22 protein-coding genes and 3 tRNA genes are annotated in these 22,478 nt (G+C 60.0%); 16 read left to right on the top strand and 9 right to left on the bottom strand.

Annotation, left to right across the window (positions count from 1 at the left end):
- Positions 1–3: 3 nt before the first annotated feature.
- From pknB to HMPREF2996_RS11570, 9 genes are all read left to right on the top strand, one after another.
- The gene (gene pknB / locus HMPREF2996_RS11610) at positions 4–1,944 is read left to right on the top strand and encodes a Stk1 family PASTA domain-containing Ser/Thr kinase (protein ID WP_070523248.1); all 1,941 of its coding nucleotides are present in this window, start codon (positions 4–6) and stop codon (positions 1,942–1,944) included.
- Positions 1,945–2,012: 68 nt separating this feature from the next.
- Entirely contained in the window at positions 2,013–2,288 is a 276-nt protein-coding gene (crgA, locus tag HMPREF2996_RS11605; RefSeq protein WP_070523252.1) for a cell division protein CrgA, read from the top strand.
- 15 nt (positions 2,289–2,303) lie between these two features.
- Positions 2,304–3,380, top strand: a complete 1,077-nt coding sequence (locus tag HMPREF2996_RS11600) for a sensor histidine kinase (RefSeq protein WP_070523255.1) — start codon at positions 2,304–2,306, stop codon at positions 3,378–3,380.
- 48 nt (positions 3,381–3,428) lie between these two features.
- A complete protein-coding gene (locus HMPREF2996_RS11595; protein ID WP_070523259.1) occupies positions 3,429–3,638 on the top strand; it encodes a hypothetical protein in 210 nt (69 codons plus the stop codon).
- 9 nt (positions 3,639–3,647) lie between these two features.
- The gene (locus HMPREF2996_RS11590) at positions 3,648–4,301 is read left to right on the top strand and encodes a response regulator transcription factor (RefSeq protein WP_070523264.1); all 654 of its coding nucleotides are present in this window, start codon (positions 3,648–3,650) and stop codon (positions 4,299–4,301) included.
- A gap of 109 nt (positions 4,302–4,410) precedes the next feature.
- Positions 4,411–5,070: an ABC transporter ATP-binding protein gene (locus HMPREF2996_RS11585; protein ID WP_070533753.1), complete on the top strand. Its 660-nt coding sequence runs from the start codon at positions 4,411–4,413 to the stop codon at positions 5,068–5,070.
- Between the two features lie 2 nt (positions 5,071–5,072).
- Positions 5,073–5,900, top strand: a complete 828-nt coding sequence (locus HMPREF2996_RS11580) for a hypothetical protein (protein ID WP_070533553.1) — start codon at positions 5,073–5,075, stop codon at positions 5,898–5,900.
- A 10-nt stretch (positions 5,901–5,910) separates the two neighbouring features.
- Positions 5,911–7,044, top strand: coding sequence for a histidine kinase (locus tag HMPREF2996_RS11575; protein ID WP_168166687.1), 1,134 nt, complete (start codon positions 5,911–5,913; stop codon positions 7,042–7,044).
- On the top strand, positions 7,041–7,679 hold the full coding sequence (locus tag HMPREF2996_RS11570) for a response regulator (protein ID WP_070562142.1): 639 nt from the start codon (positions 7,041–7,043) through the stop codon (positions 7,677–7,679). Before HMPREF2996_RS11575 ends, HMPREF2996_RS11570 begins: the two co-directional genes overlap by 4 nt.
- 310 nt (positions 7,680–7,989) lie before the next feature.
- On the opposite strand, the gene HMPREF2996_RS11565 is transcribed toward HMPREF2996_RS11570, so the two are convergent.
- Positions 7,990–8,634: a rhomboid family intramembrane serine protease gene (locus HMPREF2996_RS11565; RefSeq protein WP_070731432.1), complete on the bottom strand. Its 645-nt coding sequence runs from the start codon at positions 8,632–8,634 to the stop codon at positions 7,990–7,992.
- 71 nt (positions 8,635–8,705) lie between these two features.
- Positions 8,706–9,236 carry a peptidylprolyl isomerase gene (locus HMPREF2996_RS11560; RefSeq protein WP_039672975.1) on the bottom strand — a complete coding sequence of 177 codons (531 nt, stop codon included), beginning with the start codon at positions 9,234–9,236 and terminating at the stop codon, positions 8,706–8,708.
- 69 nt (positions 9,237–9,305) lie between these two features.
- On the opposite strand from HMPREF2996_RS11560, the gene HMPREF2996_RS11555 reads away from it, so the two are divergent.
- A complete protein-coding gene (locus tag HMPREF2996_RS11555; protein ID WP_070731431.1) occupies positions 9,306–9,956 on the top strand; it encodes an HAD family hydrolase in 651 nt (216 codons plus the stop codon).
- 4 nt (positions 9,957–9,960) lie between these two features.
- On the opposite strand, the gene metE is transcribed toward HMPREF2996_RS11555, so the two are convergent.
- Both metE and HMPREF2996_RS11545 read right to left on the bottom strand, forming a co-directional pair.
- Positions 9,961–12,225 (bottom strand): 5-methyltetrahydropteroyltriglutamate--homocysteine S-methyltransferase, encoded by a 2,265-nt coding sequence (gene metE, locus HMPREF2996_RS11550; RefSeq protein WP_070731430.1) that lies wholly within the window; start codon positions 12,223–12,225, stop codon positions 9,961–9,963.
- On the bottom strand, positions 12,222–13,145 hold the full coding sequence (locus tag HMPREF2996_RS11545; protein WP_070684519.1) for a methylenetetrahydrofolate reductase: 924 nt from the start codon (positions 13,143–13,145) through the stop codon (positions 12,222–12,224). Before HMPREF2996_RS11545 ends, metE begins: the two co-directional genes overlap by 4 nt.
- Before the next feature lie 375 nt (positions 13,146–13,520).
- Here HMPREF2996_RS11545 and HMPREF2996_RS11540 point away from each other — a divergent pair, with 375 nt between their 5' ends.
- The 5 genes from HMPREF2996_RS11540 to HMPREF2996_RS11520 all read left to right on the top strand — a co-directional run bounded on the left by HMPREF2996_RS11540 (position 13,521) and on the right by HMPREF2996_RS11520 (position 18,720).
- Positions 13,521–14,396 carry a hypothetical protein gene (locus tag HMPREF2996_RS11540; protein ID WP_070731429.1) on the top strand — a complete coding sequence of 292 codons (876 nt, stop codon included), beginning with the start codon at positions 13,521–13,523 and terminating at the stop codon, positions 14,394–14,396.
- Positions 14,397–14,564: 168 nt separating this feature from the next.
- A complete protein-coding gene (locus HMPREF2996_RS11535) occupies positions 14,565–14,768 on the top strand; it encodes a hypothetical protein (protein WP_070533568.1) in 204 nt (67 codons plus the stop codon).
- Positions 14,769–14,840: 72 nt separating this feature from the next.
- Entirely contained in the window at positions 14,841–16,415 is a 1,575-nt protein-coding gene (locus HMPREF2996_RS11530) for an ABC transporter transmembrane domain-containing protein (RefSeq protein ID WP_070731428.1), read from the top strand.
- Positions 16,412–18,205 carry an ABC transporter ATP-binding protein gene (locus HMPREF2996_RS11525; protein WP_070731427.1) on the top strand — a complete coding sequence of 598 codons (1,794 nt, stop codon included), beginning with the start codon at positions 16,412–16,414 and terminating at the stop codon, positions 18,203–18,205. Before HMPREF2996_RS11530 ends, HMPREF2996_RS11525 begins: the two co-directional genes overlap by 4 nt.
- A 23-nt stretch (positions 18,206–18,228) precedes the next feature.
- A complete protein-coding gene (locus tag HMPREF2996_RS11520; protein WP_070444494.1) occupies positions 18,229–18,720 on the top strand; it encodes a GNAT family N-acetyltransferase in 492 nt (163 codons plus the stop codon).
- A gap of 47 nt (positions 18,721–18,767) precedes the next feature.
- Here the strand turns inward: HMPREF2996_RS11520 and HMPREF2996_RS11515 are convergent.
- Positions 18,768–18,840 (bottom strand) — tRNA-Ala (locus HMPREF2996_RS11515).
- A 170-nt stretch (positions 18,841–19,010) separates the two neighbouring features.
- On the opposite strand from HMPREF2996_RS11515, the gene HMPREF2996_RS11510 reads away from it, so the two are divergent.
- Entirely contained in the window at positions 19,011–19,871 is an 861-nt protein-coding gene (locus tag HMPREF2996_RS11510; protein ID WP_070731426.1) for a polysaccharide deacetylase family protein, read from the top strand.
- 86 nt (positions 19,872–19,957) lie between these two features.
- On the opposite strand, the gene HMPREF2996_RS12560 is transcribed toward HMPREF2996_RS11510, so the two are convergent.
- The 4 genes from HMPREF2996_RS12560 to HMPREF2996_RS11490 form a co-directional block, all read right to left on the bottom strand.
- Positions 19,958–20,842: an NgoMIV family type II restriction endonuclease gene (locus tag HMPREF2996_RS12560; protein WP_083276418.1), complete on the bottom strand. Its 885-nt coding sequence runs from the start codon at positions 20,840–20,842 to the stop codon at positions 19,958–19,960.
- Positions 20,843–20,844: 2 nt separating this feature from the next.
- Positions 20,845–21,858 carry a DNA cytosine methyltransferase gene (locus tag HMPREF2996_RS11500; RefSeq protein WP_118790703.1) on the bottom strand — a complete coding sequence of 338 codons (1,014 nt, stop codon included), beginning with the start codon at positions 21,856–21,858 and terminating at the stop codon, positions 20,845–20,847.
- A gap of 375 nt (positions 21,859–22,233) precedes the next feature.
- Positions 22,234–22,306, bottom strand: a tRNA-Ala gene (locus tag HMPREF2996_RS11495).
- A 9-nt stretch (positions 22,307–22,315) separates the two neighbouring features.
- A tRNA-Ile gene (locus tag HMPREF2996_RS11490) sits at positions 22,316–22,392 on the bottom strand.
- Positions 22,393–22,478 lie beyond the last annotated feature (86 nt).

Below are 22,478 nucleotides of genomic sequence, written 5' to 3'. Positions count from 1 at the left end.
ACCATGGTCAGTGATCGGTACCACCTCCGCCAGTCCATCGGCACCGGCGGTATGTCCGAGGTCTACGAGGCCGAGGACACCGTCTTGGGGCGCACCGTTGCCATCAAGATGCTGCGCCCCGACATGGCGCGCGATGTTAATTTCCGTGAGCGCTTCCGCCGCGAGGCCCAGAACTCCGGCAAGCTCAACCACCCGAACATCGTCGCTGTCTTCGACACGGGTGAAAAAGACATCGACGGTCTGATGGTGCCCTACATCGTCATGGAATACGTGCAGGGGCGCACCCTGCGCGACATTGTCCGTGAGGATGGCCCCATGCCGGTGGAAGAAGCCGCGCGCGTGCTGAAGCCGGTAGCGGATGCCCTTCAGTCTTCCCACGAGGCAGGCATCATCCACCGCGACATCAAGCCGGCCAACATCATGCTCACCAACACCGGCCAGGTGAAGGTCATGGACTTCGGCATCGCCCGCGCGCTGGATGATTCCACGTCCGCGATGACGCAGACCTCCGCCGTCATCGGCACCGCGCAATATCTTTCCCCGGAACAAGCGCGGGGCAAGCCTGCCGACGCCCGCTCCGACGTCTACGCCCTGGGCTGCGTCATGTATGAAACGGTCACCGGGCGCACTCCCTTTGAAGGTGAGACACCGTTTGCGGTGGCCTATCAGCACGTGCAAGAGGAACCAACACCGCCGTCGGATTTCATCACTGCGGACCTCACGGAACGGCAGCGGCTCGGCGTTGATGCCGTCGTGCTCACGGCGATGGCCAAGCACCCAGCGGACCGCTACCAGTCCGCGTGGGAGATGGGCGATGACCTCGAACGCTTATCCCAGGGCCAGCTGCCCGAAGCGGCGCGCTCTCACGTCAACGACGAGGATCACCCCACCACGATGGTGGCACCCGTGTCCGCGCAACACCGCGCGCCGGTGGCCTCCACCCGCCCGTCGGAGGATGAGGAATCTGGCTCCGGTCTCAAGTGGCTGGCGGCGTTGCTCGCCGCCTCCCTCGTGGCCATCATTGGCTATTTTGCCTGGGATTTCTGGGATAGCTCCCGCCAGGAGGCCCGCGAGCGCGAACAGGCGCAGCACGAGGCGGCCAAGCGCTCTGACATGGTCACGATCCCGAAGGTGGCCAACCGCCCACGCAATGAAGTGGTGGCGGAGCTGGAGAAGCTTGGCTTGTTGGTGACCGTCAACGAAGAGCCCAGCCCCGACGTGCCGCGTGGCAAGGTTATCCGGGTCAACCCGGCAGAAGGTTCGGAGCTGCAGAAGAATTCTTCAGTCACGTTGACTGTGTCTTCCGGCAAGGAAGTCACTGAGGTCCCGGATCTCACCGGCATGAAACTGGATGAAGCCACCACCGCGCTGGAGGAAGCCGGCCTGGAGCTGAATACCGACGTGGAGCAGGTCAATGACGAAGCCCCCACCGGCCAGATCATTTCCCAGAACCCGGCGGGCGGCACGCAGCTGTCCAAGGGCTCGAAGGTACATATCACGGTGTCTAAGGGCCAGAAGGAAGTCAGCGTGCCGGACGTCAGCGGCATGGATCGTGACCGCGCGGTTGAGATGCTGTCCTCCATGGACTTTGATGTCACCGTGAATTCGGTGGATTCTGAGCTGCCGGAAAACCAGGTGCTCAAGGTCGTCGAGAAGGGCCAAAAGCTTCCGAAGGGCAGCCCTGTTACGCTGGAGGTCTCTAACGCGATGCTCATCCAGGCACCGGAGCTTGTGCACTCCACGCAGCAGGAAGCTGAATCCGCGCTGCGCGCCAAGGGCTGGTCTGGTTCCATCGAGGTAGGCGAACGTATTCCGACCTCGAACCCGATCGACAGCAACAAGATTGGGTGGGCGTCGGCAAGCCGCGGCGATGTCATCCGCAAGGATCAGACCATCCAAGTCCGTTTCTGGGAGTTTGACCCGGCAGCACTGCTGCCGCAGTAGCTCTCAGTACCGCAGCTGCTAAGGTATCCCACAGATTAACCACCCCTATTCTTCGTGAAGGTGTAATAATGCCAAAGTCCAAGATCACGACGGAGGGCTCCGCACTCCCGCAGTCCTCCAGTTCTGCTACTAACCGCACCCCGGTCAAGATCAACTCTGAGGGCACCCCGAAGTGGTACATCGCCATCATGCTGGGCCTCATGCTCATCGGCCTGCTCTGGCTCGTGGTGAACTACCTAGCGGGCGAGTCTATTCCGTTCATGCAGGAACTGGGGCCGTGGAATTACGGCATCGGCTTCGGTCTGGCCATCATCGGTCTGTTAATGACGATGGGCTGGCGTTAGCTTTCAGCGCCGCCGATGAACTCCTCGAAGTTCTATAGCATCGCGGGCGTTGGCTGCATCATTTTGGTGATGCTCACCGTCACGGTGGATAAAAACTTCCTCACCCCCGGCGCACTCGTCCTCGCCGGCCTCGGCGTCACCCTGACGCCGCTGGCCGTCCGCTACCCACGCGTGGCGGCCTGCGGGTATGGTGCGCTTTTTGCGTTCGCTATGTGGTGCCCGGACTGGCGGTCATTCCTAATCCTGGCGTGGAGCCCCGTCATCGTGGGCATCGTGGCGTTTCGCACGCGCTGGCTGTGGGCGGTTCCCCCAGCGGTGGTGTACACATACCTGATCACGACGGATCCATCGAACAATTATCTTCCGGATTTCGATCCGCTAAGCCTCTCGCTACCGCTTCTTCTGTATGCGGTGGCCATCGTCATTGGGGCCGTACTGCGCAGGACCTGGGACCAGCGTCTTGCCGCTGAGCAACGCGCCGCTGAGGAGCGCGAGGCGCTTATGACAGCCCTCCATGATTCGGTCGCCGCGACCTTAACCTCCGTGGTTATGCGTTCTGAGACCCTAGCGCTGACCCAAACGGATTCCTCAGCGGCCGACTCCGCGGAGGCAATTGCTGACGACGCCCGCCGCGCCATGGGCGAGGTGCGCGATCTATTGCGCGTGATGAAGAACGAAAGCGTGACAAAGGGCGTCAAGTCCTTGGAGGAAGACCTCGACACTATGGTCAGCTTCCTGAGCAGTCATGGTTTTCAGTGCGATCCGCAGATAACAGTGGGCAAGAATGGCCAGCTTGCACTGCCGGACAAGCTCTCCCTCGTGTTCTCCGAACTCGCCGTGAACATCCTCAAGTACGCCCGCCCTGAATCCCGTGTAAGCATCGAGGCAACGAGCACCTCCAAGACCATCGACGTGGTGATCACTTCCGTGATTGCGGCTCAGCAATCACGCCAATACATGACGACGAATCTGGGCTTGGGTGAAATTGCCCGCCGCGTTCGCCGAATGCACGGCAGCTTCGGCAGCGGCAAAGAGGGCGAGCACTGGGTCACACGCCTTTCTCTTCCCACCGCCAGCCTCAGAAAAATATAGTAAGCTTTCCCGGTAGTCCGCCGTTTCTTAAATTCCCAAAGGTTTGACATGCGTACTTCCCTCGCCGTTGCCGCCGCAGCTCTCGCGCTGTTTTCCGCGCCAATCGCCAGCGCTGCTGAGGCTCCTGCTGAAACCACCGTTGACACCGCTACTGAGAACACTGAGTCCACCGGATTCACCTTCTACAAGTCCTTCGGCCGCGAATTTGCCGACCACTTCCGTTGCTCCACCAGCCCCCAGCGCTGGTGGTGCGGCTAAACTGTTCCCATGAGCATTCGGGTTTTCCTCGTTGACGATGATGAGCTCGTTCGCTCGACGCTCCGCGTCTACTTCCAGACCACCGAGGACATCACGGTGGTCGGTGAGGCAACCAACGGCGCCGATTGCTTAGCCCAGCTTGAAGAAGCCAAGCCGGACCTCGTCCTCGCCGATATTCACATGCCGCACATGGACGGCATTACGCTGCTCAAGCACCTTAACTCCGCGCCGAATCCCCCGACGTTCTTGGCCGTCACCGCCTTCGACTCGGATGACACGATGCTGAAGATCCTGCGGGCGGGCGGCGCGGGCTATATCTTGAAGAACCAGCGCCCACGCTCCATCATCGAGGCGGTCCGCGCCGCCGTGGAGGGCGGCACCGTCGTAGCACCCGCCGCCATGCACCGTTTGGTGGACTACATTGGGGAACCCGCCACCCCACGCGATCCCGTCGCCGCCGCTATTGAGAGCCACGAGCTTCACGACGCCGAAATTGCCGTCCTCAAACTCCTCCTCGCCGGCAACTCCAATTCTGAGATTGCTGCCGCCACCCACTATTCCGAGTCCGCCGTGAAGAAGCATGTCTCACGCCTCATCACCATCTTCGGCGCCAGCACGCGCCTGAACCTGGTGGCCAAGATTCTGGGCGGCGCTGGCTCTTAAGCCCGACTCAACTCTGCTCGGTTAACGGGCTTCTCCCCCAAATGGAGGAGGCAAAAGATTGCCTGCTTAGGCGATGTTTCTCATGCCCCTGATCAATATCGTCAGAGGTATGAACACCGTATTCACTGCTCGAGACATCACCGTCTCCTTCGCCGGACATGAGGTTGTCCACGGCGCGAACCTCACGGCATCGCCCGGACGGATCATCGCTTTGCTTGGTCCAAACGGCGCCGGCAAATCCACCACGCTCCGGGCTGCCCTCGGCTTGGTGAAAGCCACCGGAACGAAGCACATCAATGGCACCATCGGGCTGCTCCTCGACGATGGCGGCCTCGTTACCAGTCTCACTGGGCGTCAGCATCTTCAAGCAATGGCGAGGCTATATGGCGTCGATAAGTATCGAGTGCAAGAGGTTTTAGAGCTTGTCGATATGTCGCACCGCTGCGACCGGCAGCTCAAAACTTACTCGTTAGGCATGAAACGGCGTATAGCGCTAGCGGGAGCTCTGTTACAAGATCCCGACATCATCATCTTGGACGAACCGTCCTCTGGTCTTGATCCTGACGGCATTCGTTGGCTGGGCGAAGTCTTGTGTGCGGAAGCTTCCCGTGGGAAGGCAATTATCATGGCAACCCATCATCTGGCTGAAGCGGCCGCAATCGCCCACGACGTAGTCATCATTTCTCGTGGTCACACCACATTCACAGGCGTTCTCAGTGAAATCCCTGACCTTGAAGCCACCTACTTCGCCCACGCTACGAAAGGCTAGACATGAAATCCGAGTTTTATACCCTTCGCCACCTCCCGAACGTGCTGATCGTCGCCATACTCGCAGTTATGATGGCGGGCATCAGCGCTGTCCTGCAGTGGGCACTTCCGTTCCTTTTGAAAATTGACCCGCCACAAGTCGGTGACAGTCCAACAGGCCAACAAGTACAGGCGCTTATCGACGGCTCCGACCCCACGACGTCCAGTTTCCAATTGGCCGCCCTCGATATCACAGGTTCTGGCCAGTCCACAGGCATTTCAATCTTCCTCATCGCCATTGTTGCACTCACAATCACTGCAGCTAGCTACCCATTTTCCAGTGGTGCAGTGGTGTGGAAGGTGGTTGGCGCTGGTTCGCGTATGAAATGGGTGCGTTCTTTGATCGCGGCTGTACTTATTACCGTCCTCCTAGTATGCGTGGCAGCGTGCGTTCTTAACTCACTGATCGCACTAGTTGCGGCTCCGATGAATGATGTTTCTCTGGTTGCTTCTGCTTCTAATGTCGCTGTCGTGTGGCTGCGAGGCAGCTTGGCCGTGCTACTACTGACCCTCGCGATCATCGGTGTCGTATTAGCCATACGGAGGATCGGTCCAGCCATCGGCGTTATTGTCGCAGTGTTGATGGCAGGAGTGATCTTAGGAACTATCGGCGTCATGGCCGGGTGGGAACCGTATCTTTACAGTTGGCTTCCTTCTTCTGCTGTGTCAATTGCTGGTGGACAGGGGGCAACGCAGACTATGAATCCATGGGTAGGTATTGCTGTACTTGCCGGCTGGTCGGTTGTGAGCATGGGACTTGGGCTCACCCGCTTTTACAGGGCAAATCTTTAACATGGACTTCATGAATCGCCTTTCAGCCAGAGACATCGCTCTCGCTGTCATCGTTCTATCCCTTGACCTCGTTGGGTTCCTAGTGGCTAGCTCGATGGAACCAACCCCCTTCAATACCGCATTGTCTCCAGCGCAGTTCTGGCTGATTCTTGTTGCCATCATTACCAAAGGCATCCTCCTGCTTTGGCGCCGTAAATTTCCCTTAAGCGTTCTACTCGGGATTTCTGCTACTGAGCTTCTGTGGTCCCTCTACTGTCTCGTCACCGCAGACCACAGCCTCGGCTACAACGGTATCGCTGCCTCGGTGGCTGCGTTTTCGCTAGCGCTGCACACGAAGTCAAAAACTCGCGACTCTATTTCCCTCATTATCTCGGGTCTCATTGTCGGCACCCTCCGCGCCATTGCCATGCCACCGCTGGGAGGAATCGAGCCTCCGCTTTTTACTCTGCTCACAGCCTTGGGCTGGCTGCTCCCCCTCATAGTGTTCTTTGCTATTGGACTCGCTGTCCGCAATAACCGTGAGCTCACCGCATCCCTCGCCCGCCAAGCAGAACTCGCTGAGGAAAACGCCGTTATCGAAGAGCGCGCCCGCATTGCGCGGGAGCTTCACGACACCACCGCCCATCACCTCTCAGCCATCGCCATCCAAGCTCAAGCCGCACAGGCATGCATCGATGTCAACCCCACCGCTGCCAAAGAGCATCTCCAACACGTGACCTCGTCGACGACGAAGGCACTCCAGGATGTCCGCGCGACCGTTAGCAAGCTTTCGGTTTCCGATGCCGAAATACACCGCATCCCTCAGCCGACAAATCTGTCTGCGCTAATTTCGGAGGTTCGCGCTCTAGGGCAGGCAGTAACGTTTTCGGACACCTCCCACTTGTCGGAGGGCGAGTTGATCGCGGCTTATCGAATCACCCAAGAAGCTCTGACAAATGCCCGCAAGCATGCAACAGGCGCGCCTGTTGATGTCATGCTGAGCGATGATGAACTGCGGATAATCACCCGCGGCACTTTCACACATAGCCCCACGGGCCGTGGCACCATCAGCATCCAAGAGCGCGCCCGAGCTGTCGGTGCAACCGCTTTCAATGAACCTACCGAAGATGGTTGGCTGGTGCTCATTACCTGGAGGAAGCCATGATTCGAGTCTTGTTAGTTGATGACCAACCTCTGATCAGACAGGGATTAAAGGCAATCTTCGAGGCCACCGGTGAGATCAAAGTTGTGGCTGAGGCAGCTTCCGGGAATGAGGCGATAGCAGCTGCAAAGGCTCGCGACATTGATGTGGTGTGCCTCGATATCCGCATGCCTGACGGGGACGGGATCTATGCAACCACGGAGATTAACAAGCAAGACAATCCCCCAGCAGTCATCGTGATCACCACCTTTGACCTAGACGAATACGTCTTTGGTGCCCTCGAAGCCGGTGCCTGTGGCGTCATGCTGAAAGACTCCCCAATGATCGACCTCATCCAAGGCGTCAAACACGCGGCCTCAGGTGAAGGCATGGTCGACGCTGCGGTTACTAAAAGGGTGATTGCGGAATTTGGTCGGCGGAAAGCGCGGGCCACGGTAGATTCAGCCCTACTCACGCCGCGCGAACTCGATTGCGTACGGGCCCTGGGCAAAGGATTGACCAACATCGAAATCGGGCGCGAGCTGTATTTGGAGCCCTCTACGGTCAAGACTCATTTGTCATCTGCGATGGCCAAAGTTGGAGCTAGTTCGCGAGTACAGCTCGTGATCTGGGCCTTTCGCGCAGGAGTGGTGAGCTAACGAGGGGGCGCAGTTCCCAACACCACCTCGCAGCCGGAGCACTGTTAACACCTTGGGTACAAAGTTATCCACAGGGTGGGGATAACTCTGTGGAGAACGAATTCCACAGCCTTTCTCCACACCCTGTGGATAAGTGTTTTCACGCTTCCCACAGCCCGCACAAAAACTTCGAACACAACCTAATACGCTGCTGATCTGCGGTTATCTTGGCCCACACGTTCGGTAAATTACAAAAATGTAGTTATCCACAGTGTGGATAACTTATGTGGAATTCTTTCGCACAGAGGTTTTGGTGGATAACACGCCCAAGTTATCCCCAAAGCCCAGCTCGCAGCGCCGCTGCAACAGCAGCTATCACCCCGATAAGCCATATCCCCAGCCAACGCAGCCACGCACGTTGGCGAAGGAGGAATGGTGCCAACAGCAGTCCTGTGAGCAAACCGCCCAAGTGCCCCCACACGGAGACGTTCTCCGCCACAAAGCTGTAGACAACGTTTGCTACGACCAAGACGATGGGCGCGCGCAGGTCTAAACCGCGGCTGCGGTACACGCCGATGAGTAGTCCCATGAGCGCAAAGAGGGCACCGGAGGCGCCCACCGTGGGTGTGCCGAAGTCCATCCACAGCACTGCGGCGGAAGAGCCAACAATGGAGATGAGATAGGCCGCCGCATACAGCGCGCTGCCCAGGGCGCGTTCTACTTCCCTGCCCACAAAGAACAGCATCACCATGTTGACCAAGAGGTGCCCGGCGTCGAGGTGCATAAAGCCCGCGGTAATGACAGTTGTGGGGTGCTCAGACACTTCAGGGCCCCACAGCGTCCAGTCTTGGGCCAGCATGCTGCGATAGTAAGGCGTAGAGAGGGTCTTGGCCTGGATGGACGTGACCAACCATGCCCCAATGCACAGCACCATGAACACCATGGTGACTGACGCCGAACGAAGATAATTTTTCACGCAGACTCCTAAAACAACGAGCCCGCCACCACATCACGTGGCAGCGGGCTCGGATAAAAAGCTAAGAACGCTTAGGCGATCTCGATGGACTCGATGACAACGTCCTCAGCCGGACGGTCCATGCGGTCGGTGGAGACCTTCGCAATCTTGGACACGACTTCCTGAGAAGCCGCATCGGTGACCTCACCGAAGATGGTGTGGTGGTTGTTCAGGTGCGGGGTCGGCGCCACGGTGATGAAGAACTGGGAGCCGTTGGTGCCCGGGCCGGCATTCGCCATGGCCAGCAGGAACGGGCGGTCAAACTGCAGCTCCGGGTGGAACTCATCCTGGAACTGGTAGCCGGGGCCGCCACGGCCGGTGCCAGTCGGGTCACCGCCCTGGATCATGAACTGGTCGATGACGCGGTGGAAGATAGCGCCATCGTAGAACGGGCCAGACTGCTCACCCTTGGCGTTCTGGGTGGTGTAGTCCTTCTCGCCCTTAGCCAGGCCGATGAAGTTCTCAACGGTTACCGGTGCGTGGTTACCGAACAGGTCGATAACAATGTCACCGTAGTTGGTGTGCATCGTTGCAGTTGCGGTCTTCTGAGTCATGCCAGCCATTGTATGGAAATTTCCACCAATGCGTTGTTCCGGCGCGACGCTTTCAGCGATCTGCGTAGGGTTACAAGCATGATTCGCGCCATTCTCTTCGATCTCGATGACACCCTCATGGACCACACCGCCGCGATGCATGCGGCCGTTGAGGAGTGGCTGCCGGGCGGGCACCACAAGCGCTTCGCCGAGATTGAGCGTAAGTGGTTTGCCGCCTACGAGCGCGGCGAGGTCTCCCACCAGGGCCAGCGCGTGGAGCGCTGCCGCGAGTTCCTGGGGCGCCCAGAGATGACGGAGCAGGAGGCACTGGCGGAATATGCCAAGTATTTGGCCGCGTATGAAAAGCACTGGCAGGCGCTTGATGACGCCCTCCCTACCCTCGAGCACGTCCTGTCCCGCGGCCTCAAAGTGGGCGTTTTAACGAACGGGGCTCGTGAAATGCAGGAGGGCAAGCTCAAGGCGGGCGGGCTCGACCTGCCAGGCGTTGAGCTCTTTCCCACCGTGGAGATGGGCCACCCGAAGCCGCACCCAGAGGCCTACCTCGAAGCTTGTCGGCACTTAAGGGTGGAACCGGGCGCCACTCTCATGGTGGGCGATTCGGTGGCCAATGATGTCGAAGGCGCCCGTGACGCGGGTCTCAAGGCACTGCACTTCGATAGGGGCGGAAACGGAGACATCGCCGCGCTCAGTGAGCTGACGGCGATGAACGGTTTAAATCTTTGGATTTAAACCCCTAAAGGTTAGAGCGGACCTCGTCACGGGCGAGGACCAGGTTGCGCAGGGAAGCTTCGGTCTCCTCGTAGCCGCGGGTCTTCAGGCCGCAGTCCGGGTTGACCCACAGGCGCTCGACCGGCACGTTCTTGAGCGCCGCGCGGATGAGCTCGGCCATCTCCGCCACGGACGGGATGCGCGGGGAGTGGATGTCATAAATGCCCGGGCCGATCTCGGAGTGGAACTTCTCATCGATATCCTCGAGCAGCTCCATGCGGGAGCGGGCCGCCTCGATGGAGGTGACGTCGGCGTCGAGGCCGGCGACGGCGTCGATGATCTGGCCAAACTCCGAGTAGCAGAGGTGCGTGTGGATCTGGGTTTCAGGCTTCGCCTGCAAGGAAACCACTCGGAAGGAGCGCACGGCCCAGTCGAGGTAAGCCTTGCGGTCCTTCTCGCGCAGCGGCAACAGCTCACGCAGGGCGGGCTCATCGATCTGGATGATGTCGATGCCGGCCTCTTCGAGGTCACGGACTTCGTCGGCCAGCGCCACGCCGAGCTGGTCGGCGGAGACGGACTGGTGGACGTCATCGCGCACGAAGGACCAGGCCAGAATGGTCACCGGACCGGTGAGCATGCCCTTGACGTGCTTCTCGGACAGGGACTGCGCAAACTTCGCCCACTCGGTGGTCATGGCCTTCGGGCGGGAGATGTCACCAACCACGATTGGCGGACGGGTGCAGCGGGAGCCGTAGGACTGGACCCAACCGTTCTCGGTGACGACGAAGCCGTCGAGAAGCTCGGCGAAGTACTGCACCATGTCGTTGCGCTCCGGCTCGCCGTGGACCAGGACGTCGAGGCCCAAGCGCTCCTGCAGCTCGATGACGGACTTCACCTCGTTGCGCAGGGCCTCGGTGTAGTCGGCGTCGGAGAGCTCGCCCTTGCGGTGCGCGGCGCGGGCAGCGCGGATCTCAGAGGTCTGCGGGAAGGAACCGATGGTGGTGGTCGGCAGCTGCGGCAGGCCGAGGGCCTCCTGTGCCTTGTTGCGCTCCGCGAACTCCGGCTGGCGCTGGACCTGGCCCTCCGGCAGCTGCGCGGTGCGCTCCTGCACGGCCTGGTTGTGGATACGTGAGGACTCGGCGCGGGTGCGCACGGCGCGGTCGGCCTGCGCGTATGCCTCCGGGGCGTCGAGCGGGCCGGCGGCGAGTGCTACGACCTCGCGGATCTTCTCGTCGGCGAAGGCGAACCAGGTGGCAACGTCGACCGGCAGGGAGGTCTCCGCCTCGACGGTGTGCGGGACGTGCTGCAGGGACACGGAGGTGGTTACAGAAACGCCTTCGCCGAGGGTCTCGAGCTTCTCGCGCAGGTCGCGGAGGTTGGCGGCCCAGACATTGCGGCCGTCGACCAGGCCGGCGGAGAGGTGGGTGGCTTCGGCAAGCTTGGCGACGCGCTCGAGGTAGGAGTTGTCCAGCGCCAAGATGCCCACTGAGAGATCCACCTGGACAGCTTCCGGCTTGAGCTCAGCGATGACGTCAAGGCCAGCATTGAGGGAACCATAGGGCGTGGTCAGGTAGACCTGCGGGCGCTTCTCCGCGCTAAGGATGCGGCCATAAGCGCTCTTGAGCGCGGCGGCGAGGGTGGCGTCGTCAGCCGCGGCGAGGTCAGCGACCAGGGCCGGCTCAACGAGCTGGAGCCACTCCACGTTGGCGTCGGCAAGCTGCTCCAGCACGGTGAGGTAGGAGTCCACGAGCTCATCGAGGCGGTCGAGCGGCTGTTTGGTAGCGCCCTCGGCCTGCTTGGACAGGGCCAGCAGGGTCACGGGGCCAACGAGGACCGGGCGCACGGTGTGGCCGGCGGCGCGAGCCTCCTCGACGATCTTCAGCACGCGCTGCGGACGGGCGCTAAAGGTCTGGTCATCGCTGATTTCAGGAACAATGTAGTGGTAGTTGGTGTCGAACCACTTGGTCATCTCCAGCGGCGCGGTGTCCTTGTTACCGCGGGCCAGGGTGAACTCATCATCGAGGCTCTCGCCCTGAGCAGCGCCCACGGTCAGCGCTGTCTCGAGGACATGGTCGTAGTAGGCAACGTCCGCGGGGATGGCGTAATCCTCAGTGAGCCCCAGCTCCTTGAGACGGGCGTAGGTATCGAGGCGCAGGGAGTGCGCGGCCGATTCAAAGGTCTCGGCGTCGATCTTGCCGGACCAGTAGGACTCCAGCGCGCGCTTAAGCTCACGATGGGCACCTACGCGGGGATAGCCCTCAATCGTTGCCTTGGGAAATGGTGCGGTCATGGGGTAACTCCAATTCGATGTAGCAGGTCAGTCGTAATGTCTGGATTGTTATGCGTGTAGATGTGCAGCCCGTCGGCGCCGGCGTTCATCACCGATTTCGCCAGGGAGGCCGTAAGTTGCATCCCGATTTCTTTCTCTTCCTCGGGGGAGGTCGCTGCCGCGAGCTGATCGAGCACGTGCGGTGGCCCGTCCAGCCCGGACAGCTGGCACATTCGCTCCACCCGAGCACGGCTAGTCATAGGCATGATCCCGGGGATGAGCGGAATGCGCACGCCCGCCAGCCGGGCGCGCTGGGCGAAGCGGACGTACTCCTCCGCGTCGAAGAAGAGCTGGGTGATGGCGAAGTCAGCGCCGAGGCGCTGCTTGGCCAGGAGAACGTCGATGTCCTCGTCCGCCGTGGCGGACTCGGCGTGACCGTTGGGGTAGCAAGCCACGCCCACGGCCAAGCGCCCAGCGGCCAAGCGCGCCACGCGGGCGGATTCCCAGCGGCGGATGAGCCGGACCAGGGAATCGGCGTGCGGCAGGTGACCTTCGGGCATGCCGCCCTCCGGAAGGTCGCCGCGGAGGGCAAGGAGGCCGCGCACGCCGGCGTCGACCAGCGTGTCGATCCAGCCAACGAGCTCTTCCTCTGTGCCGGCGGTGCAGGCCAGGTGGGCCAAGGGACGCATCGCTGTATCGCGTGAGATCTTCTCAATGAAGGCTGCGGTTCCCTCCAGCCACCCAGAGCGCTGGGAGCTGGTGACGGCGATGTAATCGGGGTTATATGCGGCAAGCGTGTCGAGCAAGCGGTCAATCTTTTTGGCGTCCGCATCGTGGCGCGGTGGGATCACCTCGAAGGAGAGAGCGGTGCGCTGTGGGCGCTTAGGCGTATCTTCGCTGATTTGGTCTAGTGGCGCGGATGCGGAGAGTCGCGGGGACATGCTCACCTCCTCTGCAGGTTATCGTGGTCGGTCATCTGTGCTGTTGGTGGAAAACGTACCAAGCTGTCCATTTTGAGCGAAAGCATTTAGGAAATGGTCATACCTTTCCAACCCGGCCAGCTGCACCGTTGCCCAAACCTGTGGTGAATAAAAAGGCCACTGTTCCGTACAAAGCTGTCTATTTTCTTTGAACCGCTCTCTACTTTCGTCCCGTGGTGGCAGGACGTAGCTGCCGCCACTACGCTGAAAGGGAGTATCCAGCGCTAACGCGGGGCACGCATGTGCAGTGTCCCGTCCGGCGCAGACAACCACTCCATAAACAGTTACCCACCGAGCAATCGCCTCAAGCATTGACGTAAAGGAGCATCTCTCCCGATGAATTCCACCGCACTGTCCACAGCAATTAGCGCCACCTCCGCCCTGGTGGAGCGCCTCAAGGAACGCCGCGATGAAAAGGCTCGCGAGGCCTACTCCGTCCTGGAGACCGCCGCCGCCCGCATGGAAGAGCGCGATGGCGAGTGGTTCCCGGAGGCACGCCGCGAAGCCGGTGCCGTGACCAAGGCCGCGCATGCCCGCCTCGAGCGCACCCTCGAACAGCTCAAGGAGCGCAGCGAGGAAGCAACCGAGAAGCTCTCCGCTGCCGCCGCAGACGCCCAGGACAAGGCCACCAAGAAGTGGGAGAAGACCCAGAAGCAGGCTGAAAAGAAGGCCACCAAGGCCCGCAAGCAGGCCAAGAAGAAGGCTTCCAAGGCTGAGAAGAAGGCACAGAAGCAAAGCGCCCAGCTGCAGAAGAAGGCCCGCGCCATCAGCGGCAAGGATAAGAAGAAGGGCTCGAAGATCTGGCTGATCTCCGCGCTGGTTGCCGCCATTGCTGCCATCGGCGGTGGCATCTACTACTTCTTCACCCAGAAGAAGGAGAAGGAATCCGCCGTCCCGCCGCGCGTTGAGGACTTCTCTTCCCCGTCCGCACCGCAGGGTTCCACCTTGGTCTACACCTCCACCACCGAGGATGACGCCAAGCGCGAATCCGACTTGGCTGAGGAGGGCGTCGTCGAGCGCGATGAAGAGCTGCTGGGCTCGCTGGATGAACAGCTGGCCAAGCACCGCGAGGAAGAAACCGCCATCCAGGACGCCGTCGAGACCGAGATTGAGGTCAGCAACGCCGACAAGAAGGATGTCGACACCTCCCGCATCACCGATGATCACGAGTCCGAGGGCAAGCACCGCCTCCAGACCGAGGACGAGAACTAACCCCCCCAACCTTGGGGGTGCGCATTTCGTTGCCTTGATCTCACTGCGTTGCCCCCGCGCGCCCGACCTGCTTGAATTGAAGGCTAATCGGCATCGATCCTCATAGATCGGTGCCCGCGCGCTGTTTTGCGCGAGAAGCCCTATCAACAGCAGGCAAGGAGATCAGGCATGAGCTTTGAGTCGCTCGTAGTCAAGCTCAAGAGCGGGGAGACCTTTTATTTCCCCGCAGGTGCCGTGAGCGGCGATCCGTCCACCCGCGTGGATAACCTGCGCTTTGCCATTGAAAACGGCACGCAGTTTAGCTCCGTCGATGATTATGGAGTCGACCGCGAGTTCAACGGCTATGACGTGGAGAACTACCACTTGGCTTAATTCCCCACAGTGAGTCATCGATCGTAATCTGAATCACTCACCCATCCTTTTTGCGCTATAGGATGAGTCTTTATGACTCACTATCCACGCATGCGGACGTGGTCGTGGTATCTCCCCGATGAGCCACCTTCCGGCGAGGTTTCCCTCACCGAGACCACCAACTTCTCCCGCCCAGCTAAAGCCACGTGGCGTCTGCTCGGCGCCCAGCGCACCGGCGTTATCGGCATCTTCGTTGCCACCCTCATCAACGCGCCGCTGGGCGCGTTGGTCTCCGTCATCATCGGCCAGACCACGCAGTATGCCTTCTCCGAGCCCTCCTGGCGCACCGTAGCGCTGCCGCTTGCGGCCACGGCGATCCTCCTCTTCATCGCCTATATCTGCGAGGCCACGGCAGACGCCTTCACAGACTTATCCCAAGCCCGCACCACCCATACGCTGCGCCTTAACCTGCTGGATAAGTTGCTGAGCGCTTCCACCGCAGGCATTAGCCCCGGCCGGCTACTCAACACGATGGATGAGGATTCGCACTACATCGGCCAACTCAAGCAGATCCTCAACTTCCCACTGGTCATGGTGGGCTACCTCTTGGGCGCGGTGCTCAGCCTCTCCCCGATTTCCTGGCAAGTCTCAGCTGTGCTGCTGGTTGGCGCACTCGCCACCGCGCTGGCCTCCTGGGCCACCACGAAGCCGCTGACGAGGATCGCCGCGCGCCGCCGCCAGTTGGAGAACACCGCGCTTTCACTCGCCACGGACTTTGCTCAAGGCTCCCGGGTGATCAAAGGCCTAGGCGCCAAGGACATCGCGCGCCAACGTTTTTCCGACGCCGCCCAGAACTCCTTGGGCGCCATGCTCCGCGAGGCCAAGCTTTCCTCCCTGATGGCCTGGCTGCGCCAGATGGTGCCCGCGTCTTTTGCCGTGGGCATTCTTGCCTGGACCTCCTGGGAAACCTTCGAGGGCCGCATCGCCCCCGGCGGGATGATGGCGATCACCATGCTCGTCCCGCCCGCGCTCACAGCATTAGGTGTGTCTCTCGGCCTGCTCACGGAGAACTGGGCGCGGGCGCGTGCTTCCGTGGAGCGCGTCGGCGAGCTGCTCGGCCAGCTTTCTTCCAACACCACCGAGGCCTCCGACACGCCGATTGACCTCTCCCCCGGCTTGCACGTGTGGATGCCTATCAGCACAGAGGGGCGCAGCACCGTGGACTCTTGGGTGCGCTACCTCCATGAGCACGGCGCCTTGTGCCCGCCACACCGCATCTCCGTGTTGGAGGGCACCCTGCAGGACAACGTCGATCCACTGCGAAGTGCTAGCGCTACGCAGCTTCACGACGCCCTCCACGCCTCCGCCTGCGAGGATATTGTTATCCGCCTCGGTGGGCTTGGTCCCAACGGCAAGCTGCCCACCGCGCCCATCGGTGAGGCGGGCCTTAACCTCTCCGGCGGCCAGCGCCAGCGCGTCGCGCTTGCCCGCGCGCTCGCCCTCGACCCCGATGTCCTCGTGCTGGACAACCCCACGACGGGACTGGATTCGTTGACCCTGGCGGACGTCGCCAAGCGCGTGCGTGAACTGCGCGCCGGCAAGACCACCGTGATCATTACATCCGCCTCCACGTGGGCCGCCAACGCCGATGAGGTGGTGGAGCTATGAGCCAGCAGGATCGCGCGGATGCCCTTGCACCTGCCTCCCCGCGGGAGTGTCTCCGTTTTCTGAAGACCCTGCCCAGTGCGCCCAGTCGGCTTAGCATCGCCCTTTTCTTCGGCCTGTTTACCGTTACGGTCATCATGATGAACCTGGTCTCCCAGGTGCTTGGCCGCGTCGTGGACATCATCCAGGGCGTGGAGATCCCCATCCTTGGCACGGGGCGCGCAGCCATGGTGGGCGCGCTGGTTATTATCGCCGTGGGCTACCTCGTGGAGGTCACTGGCCGCACCGTGGGCCGCTACCTGGTTACCTCCACTACCCGCCGGCTCTCGGTGGATCTGCGCACCTCAGCGCTGGATTCCACCCTCGGTGCTCCCGTGCCGGCCGTCATGGAATTGGGCACCGGCAACATCATTACGCGCCTGTCCAAAGACATCGACACCGTGGTCATGACGATCTCCATGATGGGTGATCGCCTCGTACTCACACTCTTCATGCTGCCGCTGACCGCGCTCATGATGGTCTTCATCCACCCCGCCTATGCGCTGCTTTTTGTTGGCGTCGGCTACCTGCTCTATCCCTTCATCCGCGGCACCATGCGCGATATCCCCGCCGTAGCCAACGAGGTGTCCTCGGTGGAGGCCTACCGCAACAACGTCCTGCTGGACACCATCCGTGCATTGGAGACCCTCCGCCAGTTCTCCCTGAAGGACTGGGCCCATGCACGCATGGAGCGCTATTCCTGGGACACGGTGCAGGCCTGGGGTGATAAGGTTCCGCTGATCAACCGCATCCTGGGCCAAGGCGCCCTGGCCTTTGCGGTGTTGCTCTTGGGATCGGTCCTCATGTCCGTGCCCATGGTGATGTGGGAATGGTTGACCCCCGGTGAGGCCACCGCCGCGGTGCTGCTGGTGATGCGGCTGGAGATCCACGTCTTCAACATCCTCTTCTTCGCCGGCGAGATCCAGCATTCCGTGACGTCTCTCGGCCGCGCGGTGGCGCTGGCGACCCTGGCGAACAACGCTGGCGCTCCAGACCTCAAGGACACGCCCCGGCTCACCTCCGCGCCGGCCATCACCATTGATCACCTTTCCTATTCCTATCCCGGTGGGGCGCCCGTGCTTGACGACGTCTCCCTCACCCTCACCGCCGGCACCACCACTGCCCTGGTGGGTACGTCCGGTGCGGGTAAGTCCACGCTCGCCGCCCTCGTGGCGGGCCTGCAGTACCCTTCGGCGGGGAGCATCAGCCTCGATGGCATCGATACCGCCACCGTGCCGAACACGTGGATTACCGAGCACGTCGCGCTCATTACCCAAGAGGTCCATCTCTTCTCCGGCACCTTGCGCGAGGATCTGTTGCTGGCCAAACCTGACGCCAGCGATGAGGAGCTATGGCAGGCGCTTAACACCGTGGGCTTGGATGAGCATTCGCGGTGGCTGCCTCAGGGCCTGGATACGAAGATTGGCGCCGGGAACGAGGAGATCGGTGCGGAGGCCGAGCAGCAGCTTTCTCTGGCTCGCATGATTCTGCGCCAGCCGCCGGTGCTCATCATGGATGAGGCGACTTCCGAGGCCGGTTCCGAGCACGCAGAAGTGCTCGAAGACGCCGCTAGAGCAGTCACGAAGAGCCGCACTGCGCTCGTCGTTGCCCACCGCCTGGACCAAGCCCGCGAGGCCGACCGCATCATCGTCATGGAACAGGGTCAGATCGTCGAGGATGGCACCCACACCGAGCTCATCGATCTGGGCGGGCGCTATGCCTCGGCCTATGCCCAGTGGGAGCATGGGAAGTAGGTAGTTCGGCGCCGCGTCCTACCATGGAAACTATGCATCTTCTTTCCCTCACTGAAGCTGACCGTACCTACCTGGCCCGTATTAACTTTCTCGCCGATACCTTTGGCGATGAGCACAAGGAGCTTCCTGCGGGCTTCGAGGAAGGCTTTGACTACTACCTCGGCAGTTGGGAGCCTTCCCGTGGAGGTTTCATCGCCTGGGAGGGCCACGTCCCTGCCGGTGGCGTGTGGCTGAACTGGGGAACGGCGCAACGCCATGGTTTTGGCCACGTTATTGAAGGCATCCCGGAGCTCGCCCTAGCCGTGGAACCTCGCTTCCGCAGCCAGGGAGTAGGCACCCTGCTTATCGACGCCGCCACCGAACTCGCCCGCGAGATGGGCGCCCCGGGTATCTCACTGTCGGTGGCTAAAGATAATGACCGCGCCCACCGTCTCTACCTGCACCTTGGCTTCGAGCCGGTGGGCGAAAGCGATGGCCACATCATCCTGGTCAAGCGCTTCAAGGCCGCCGAATAAGTCAACCCCCGGCAAAGCTAAAGGGCGCTCACCATGTGAGCGCCCTGTGGAGCATAGGGGAATCGAACCCCTGACCTTTGCATTGCGAACGCAACGCTCTACCAACTGAGCTAATGCCCCAATACCTGTAGAGCGTACTCCTCCCAGTAGAAGCAGCGAAATCACCCCCTGGACGGGTCTAGCAAAACCTCAGGAGTTAACTTCTTTCACTCTAGTTGCGTGTCACTAGGGATAATCCACCTTCACCGGGCAGACAATAAGGGGTCTGAAAAAGTCTGTGGAAGGTTGTCATGCGCCGAAAAAGTGTTCTTGTTCGCTCCCTCATCACCCTTGCGGCAGCCACGGCCCTGCCTGGCACCGCTACTGCGGCAGCGGAGTTTCCCGCACTCCCCCAACTCCCCGACGTCCAGAAGGACATTCAACGACTAGAACAGGACGCCTACGATGCTCTTCCCAAGGAGCTTCAGAGCAGCCCAGTCTTTGCAGGCTCCTCGCGTCCGGCTGGGAAGCCCGCGCCGACCGGCAAACAGCAGTCGCAGTCGGTTGCTGATGCCACCTGTTCCAATTGCGTGGCCATCACCTATGACGATGGGCCTGGTGAATTGACTGCTCAGCTCCTCGATACCCTGAAGGCCAAGGACGCCCACGCCAGCTTCATGGTTTTAGCCCCCAGCGCCTCCACGCACCCGGAGCTGCTACGCCGCATGAAGGCTGAGGGCCACACCGTGGGAAACCACACCGCAACCCACCGTGAGCTCAACAAGCTCTCCCCCAGCGACGTGGACGGCGAAATCAAGGCCGGTGCCGCCGCCATCAAGGCAGCGACGGGTGAGAACCCTCGGTGGATGCGTCCCCCGTACGGTGCCACCAACGGCACTGTAGAGGCCGCTGCAAAGGCTAACGGCCAGGCACAAGCCCTGTGGTCCGTCGACACCGTGGATTGGAAGGACCGCAATTCTGAGCACGTCTGCGAGGCCGCAGTCAACGGCGCACAGGCCGGCTCCATCGTCCTCATGCACGACATCCACACCACGACCGTAGGAGCCGCAGACTGCGTCATCGACGGGCTTCGCGCGAAGGGCCTCGAGCCTGTAAGCCTCGACCGCCTCATCCCCAATCCCCAGGCGGGAAGGCAGTACTTCAGGCGATAGTGCACGAAACAGCCAATTAGGTAACTCAAGCCGTCAGCAGTATGCGGTTCACTTGCCCCTTAGCTGCTAGGTAAGATTTGGTAGCTTTAAACAGCTAAGTCTAAAGGTAGATCCGCGATGTCTCTCAGTCGATTACCTTCTAACAAGGTGCGCATGAGTTCCTTAGCATCGTCTGAACCTACCTCTGAGACTGCTTGTTGAAGTTCAGGCAGCATTACGTGGTAGACCATGTCTACATCACCTGTGCCGAGCGCCAAGGACGCAATACGGCTCATTGTTGGTTCAGCAGTCACAGCAACAATGTGGGGTGCTCGGCCTTTGCGATTGCGTATTAGGTTTAAAGCTTCAGAGCGGGTGTTCTGGGAGCGGTCTGAGCGCATAGTGAACTTGCAAGAGACCACGGCATGTATGAATCCGGGTGTTTCACCGTTGGAAGCACGGAAAGGGGACAGCAGTGCTTGTTCTTTATCAACAATCGGCAAGTCTGCGTTAATAACATTATCGGAGGCTGCACTGCGGATAACTACAACATCAGGAGATATGACGTAGCTATTTCCGAGCGCAGCGCCAAGTTCCGGATGCTGCTTTACGGCTTCGGCAAGTTCAGCCAAGTGACGATACGGCTCATAACGGGCAAGATGGTCTTGACGTCTAGAGTTACCTAAATTTTGAACCATCCAATCCCCGGGACGAACTGTTTGCATATAAGGAAATGTCGCTGCTAGGAACGTTTGCACAGCTTTTTCAAAATTTGCCCCCGTCGATTGTCCGGCGCCCTTACCTTGAACTAAAGGAACATTGAGCTGACGCGCAATGTGTGCCGAAAGTACTTTACTGGCGCGCTGACCTCTATCAGCATTGGAAGCGATCCTTTCTCCACTTGGCGTGTCAGTGAGAGCCAACACACCCGAATCAATTAATTGCTGGTGAAACTGTTTACGTGTAGCTGTAATTAAGGCTGGTTGAGTCATAGTTAGAACCTTAGTGAATCTGGTACGCGAGTTGGTTCAGCAGCGTAAACACCATCAGGTAGTGGTTCTTTATTTAATGCCGCAGCGATCCGCGAGCCGACGGCCTCAGCCACAGGGGGTGGGAAAGCATTACCGACCTGCCGCCATTGCGCGGTCTTCTTCCCCTGCCAAATCCAGTTTTGAGGGAATCCCTGAATCACGCCGCCCATCTGAACAGTGAGACGTGGTAAGTCCTTGTCGAGGTTAGTTGGGAAATCTTCTTCAGGAGCAGTCTCGGCAATTGAAGTTCCTTTTACTCCGAGTTCTTTCCAAGCAGCTTTGGCTCTTGTGGGTCCAACATCGGGGCCGCCGTGCTTCTTGGACCCTCCAACCAGAGTTGGCGCTACCTTGTTCGCCTTTTTAGCCCACTCTGCGGCACCTGTCCAACCATTTTGTCCCATAAGTATTTCTAAAGCTTCGCCCACGGTCTTCCATTGCCAGTTCGCTGGCGGCCAGAAGAAGTAGGGAGCGTATTCTTCTTTGACTGCGACCAGAATAAACCGCGGCCGAAGCTGGGGAACTCCATAGTCAGCAGCTTGAAGCAGCTTCCAAAAGACGCTGTACCCCATTTGCTCCAGACGAGTGATGATGCGAGCACGATATTCTTCAAACCGCTTTTGCCCTAGGCCCTTAACGTTTTCCAGCATTACAGCGCGTGGATCTATCTGCTTGATCATTTCCAAAGCGCGGGGAAAGAGGTCACGTTCATCGTCTTCACCAAGTTGCTGTCCTGCGATAGAGAAGGGTGGGCATGGGACACCACCAGCAAAGAGATCCGCTCCTACATAAGGCTCAGGATCGAATTCGAGGACATCTGCTTCAACAACATTCCAATGCGGTCGGTTAACGCGAAGGGTTTGAACGGCAAACTCGTCGATCTCTACTGCAACCAAATGCTCAAAACCAGCGTTTTCGAGACCCAAAGCTTGACCGCCGGCGCCAGCGCAGATTTCAACAGAAGTTAACGAGTTATGCACGCCGCTGATTGTACATAGCCCACTGGACCTTCAAGAGAGCAATGACACGAATAAGGCAAGGAGGTCGAACGCATGTTTGAATTAAGATGGGTGCTGGAGCAATTGGTAGCTCGCTGCTCATGCCAAACTCGCGAAGCAAAGGTCAGCAGCCCTCGATTCATATAAACGGCTCTAGGGTTCTTTTCTTCCCCTTGCTCACCCAGCCAGCTGCTCGAGAGAGTCTCCGGCATATGGTGGCGAAGCCTGCTTATCCCGGAGCCCATCGAGCCACACGAAATGTCCCTTAAGCGGTTAACCCGACCTAACCCCCCTAGGGTCAAGGAGCCAACGCAAGAGGCGCCCAGCGTTTCCGCCGAGCGCCTTCCACTTATGCTGTGGAGCATAGGAGAATCGAACTCCTGACCTTCTGCTTGCAAAGCAGATGCTCTACCAATTGAGCTAATGCCCCATTGTTCCGTGGTGGGCCTAGCTGGAATCGAACCAGCGACCTCATCGTTATCAGCGATGCGCTCTAACCGACTGAGCTATAGGCCCTTGACCGGAACGAGTAGTAACTCTACATAGGACCGGCGATCTATTACAAATCGCCAGGTCATATGTAGTTTTTCGCGGTGATAATC

Source organism: Corynebacterium sp. HMSC066C02, from assembly GCF_001814945.1.
GTDB lineage: Bacteria > Actinomycetota > Actinomycetes > Mycobacteriales > Mycobacteriaceae > Corynebacterium > Corynebacterium aurimucosum.
This window is presented reverse-complemented; position numbering and strand designations above follow the sequence as displayed.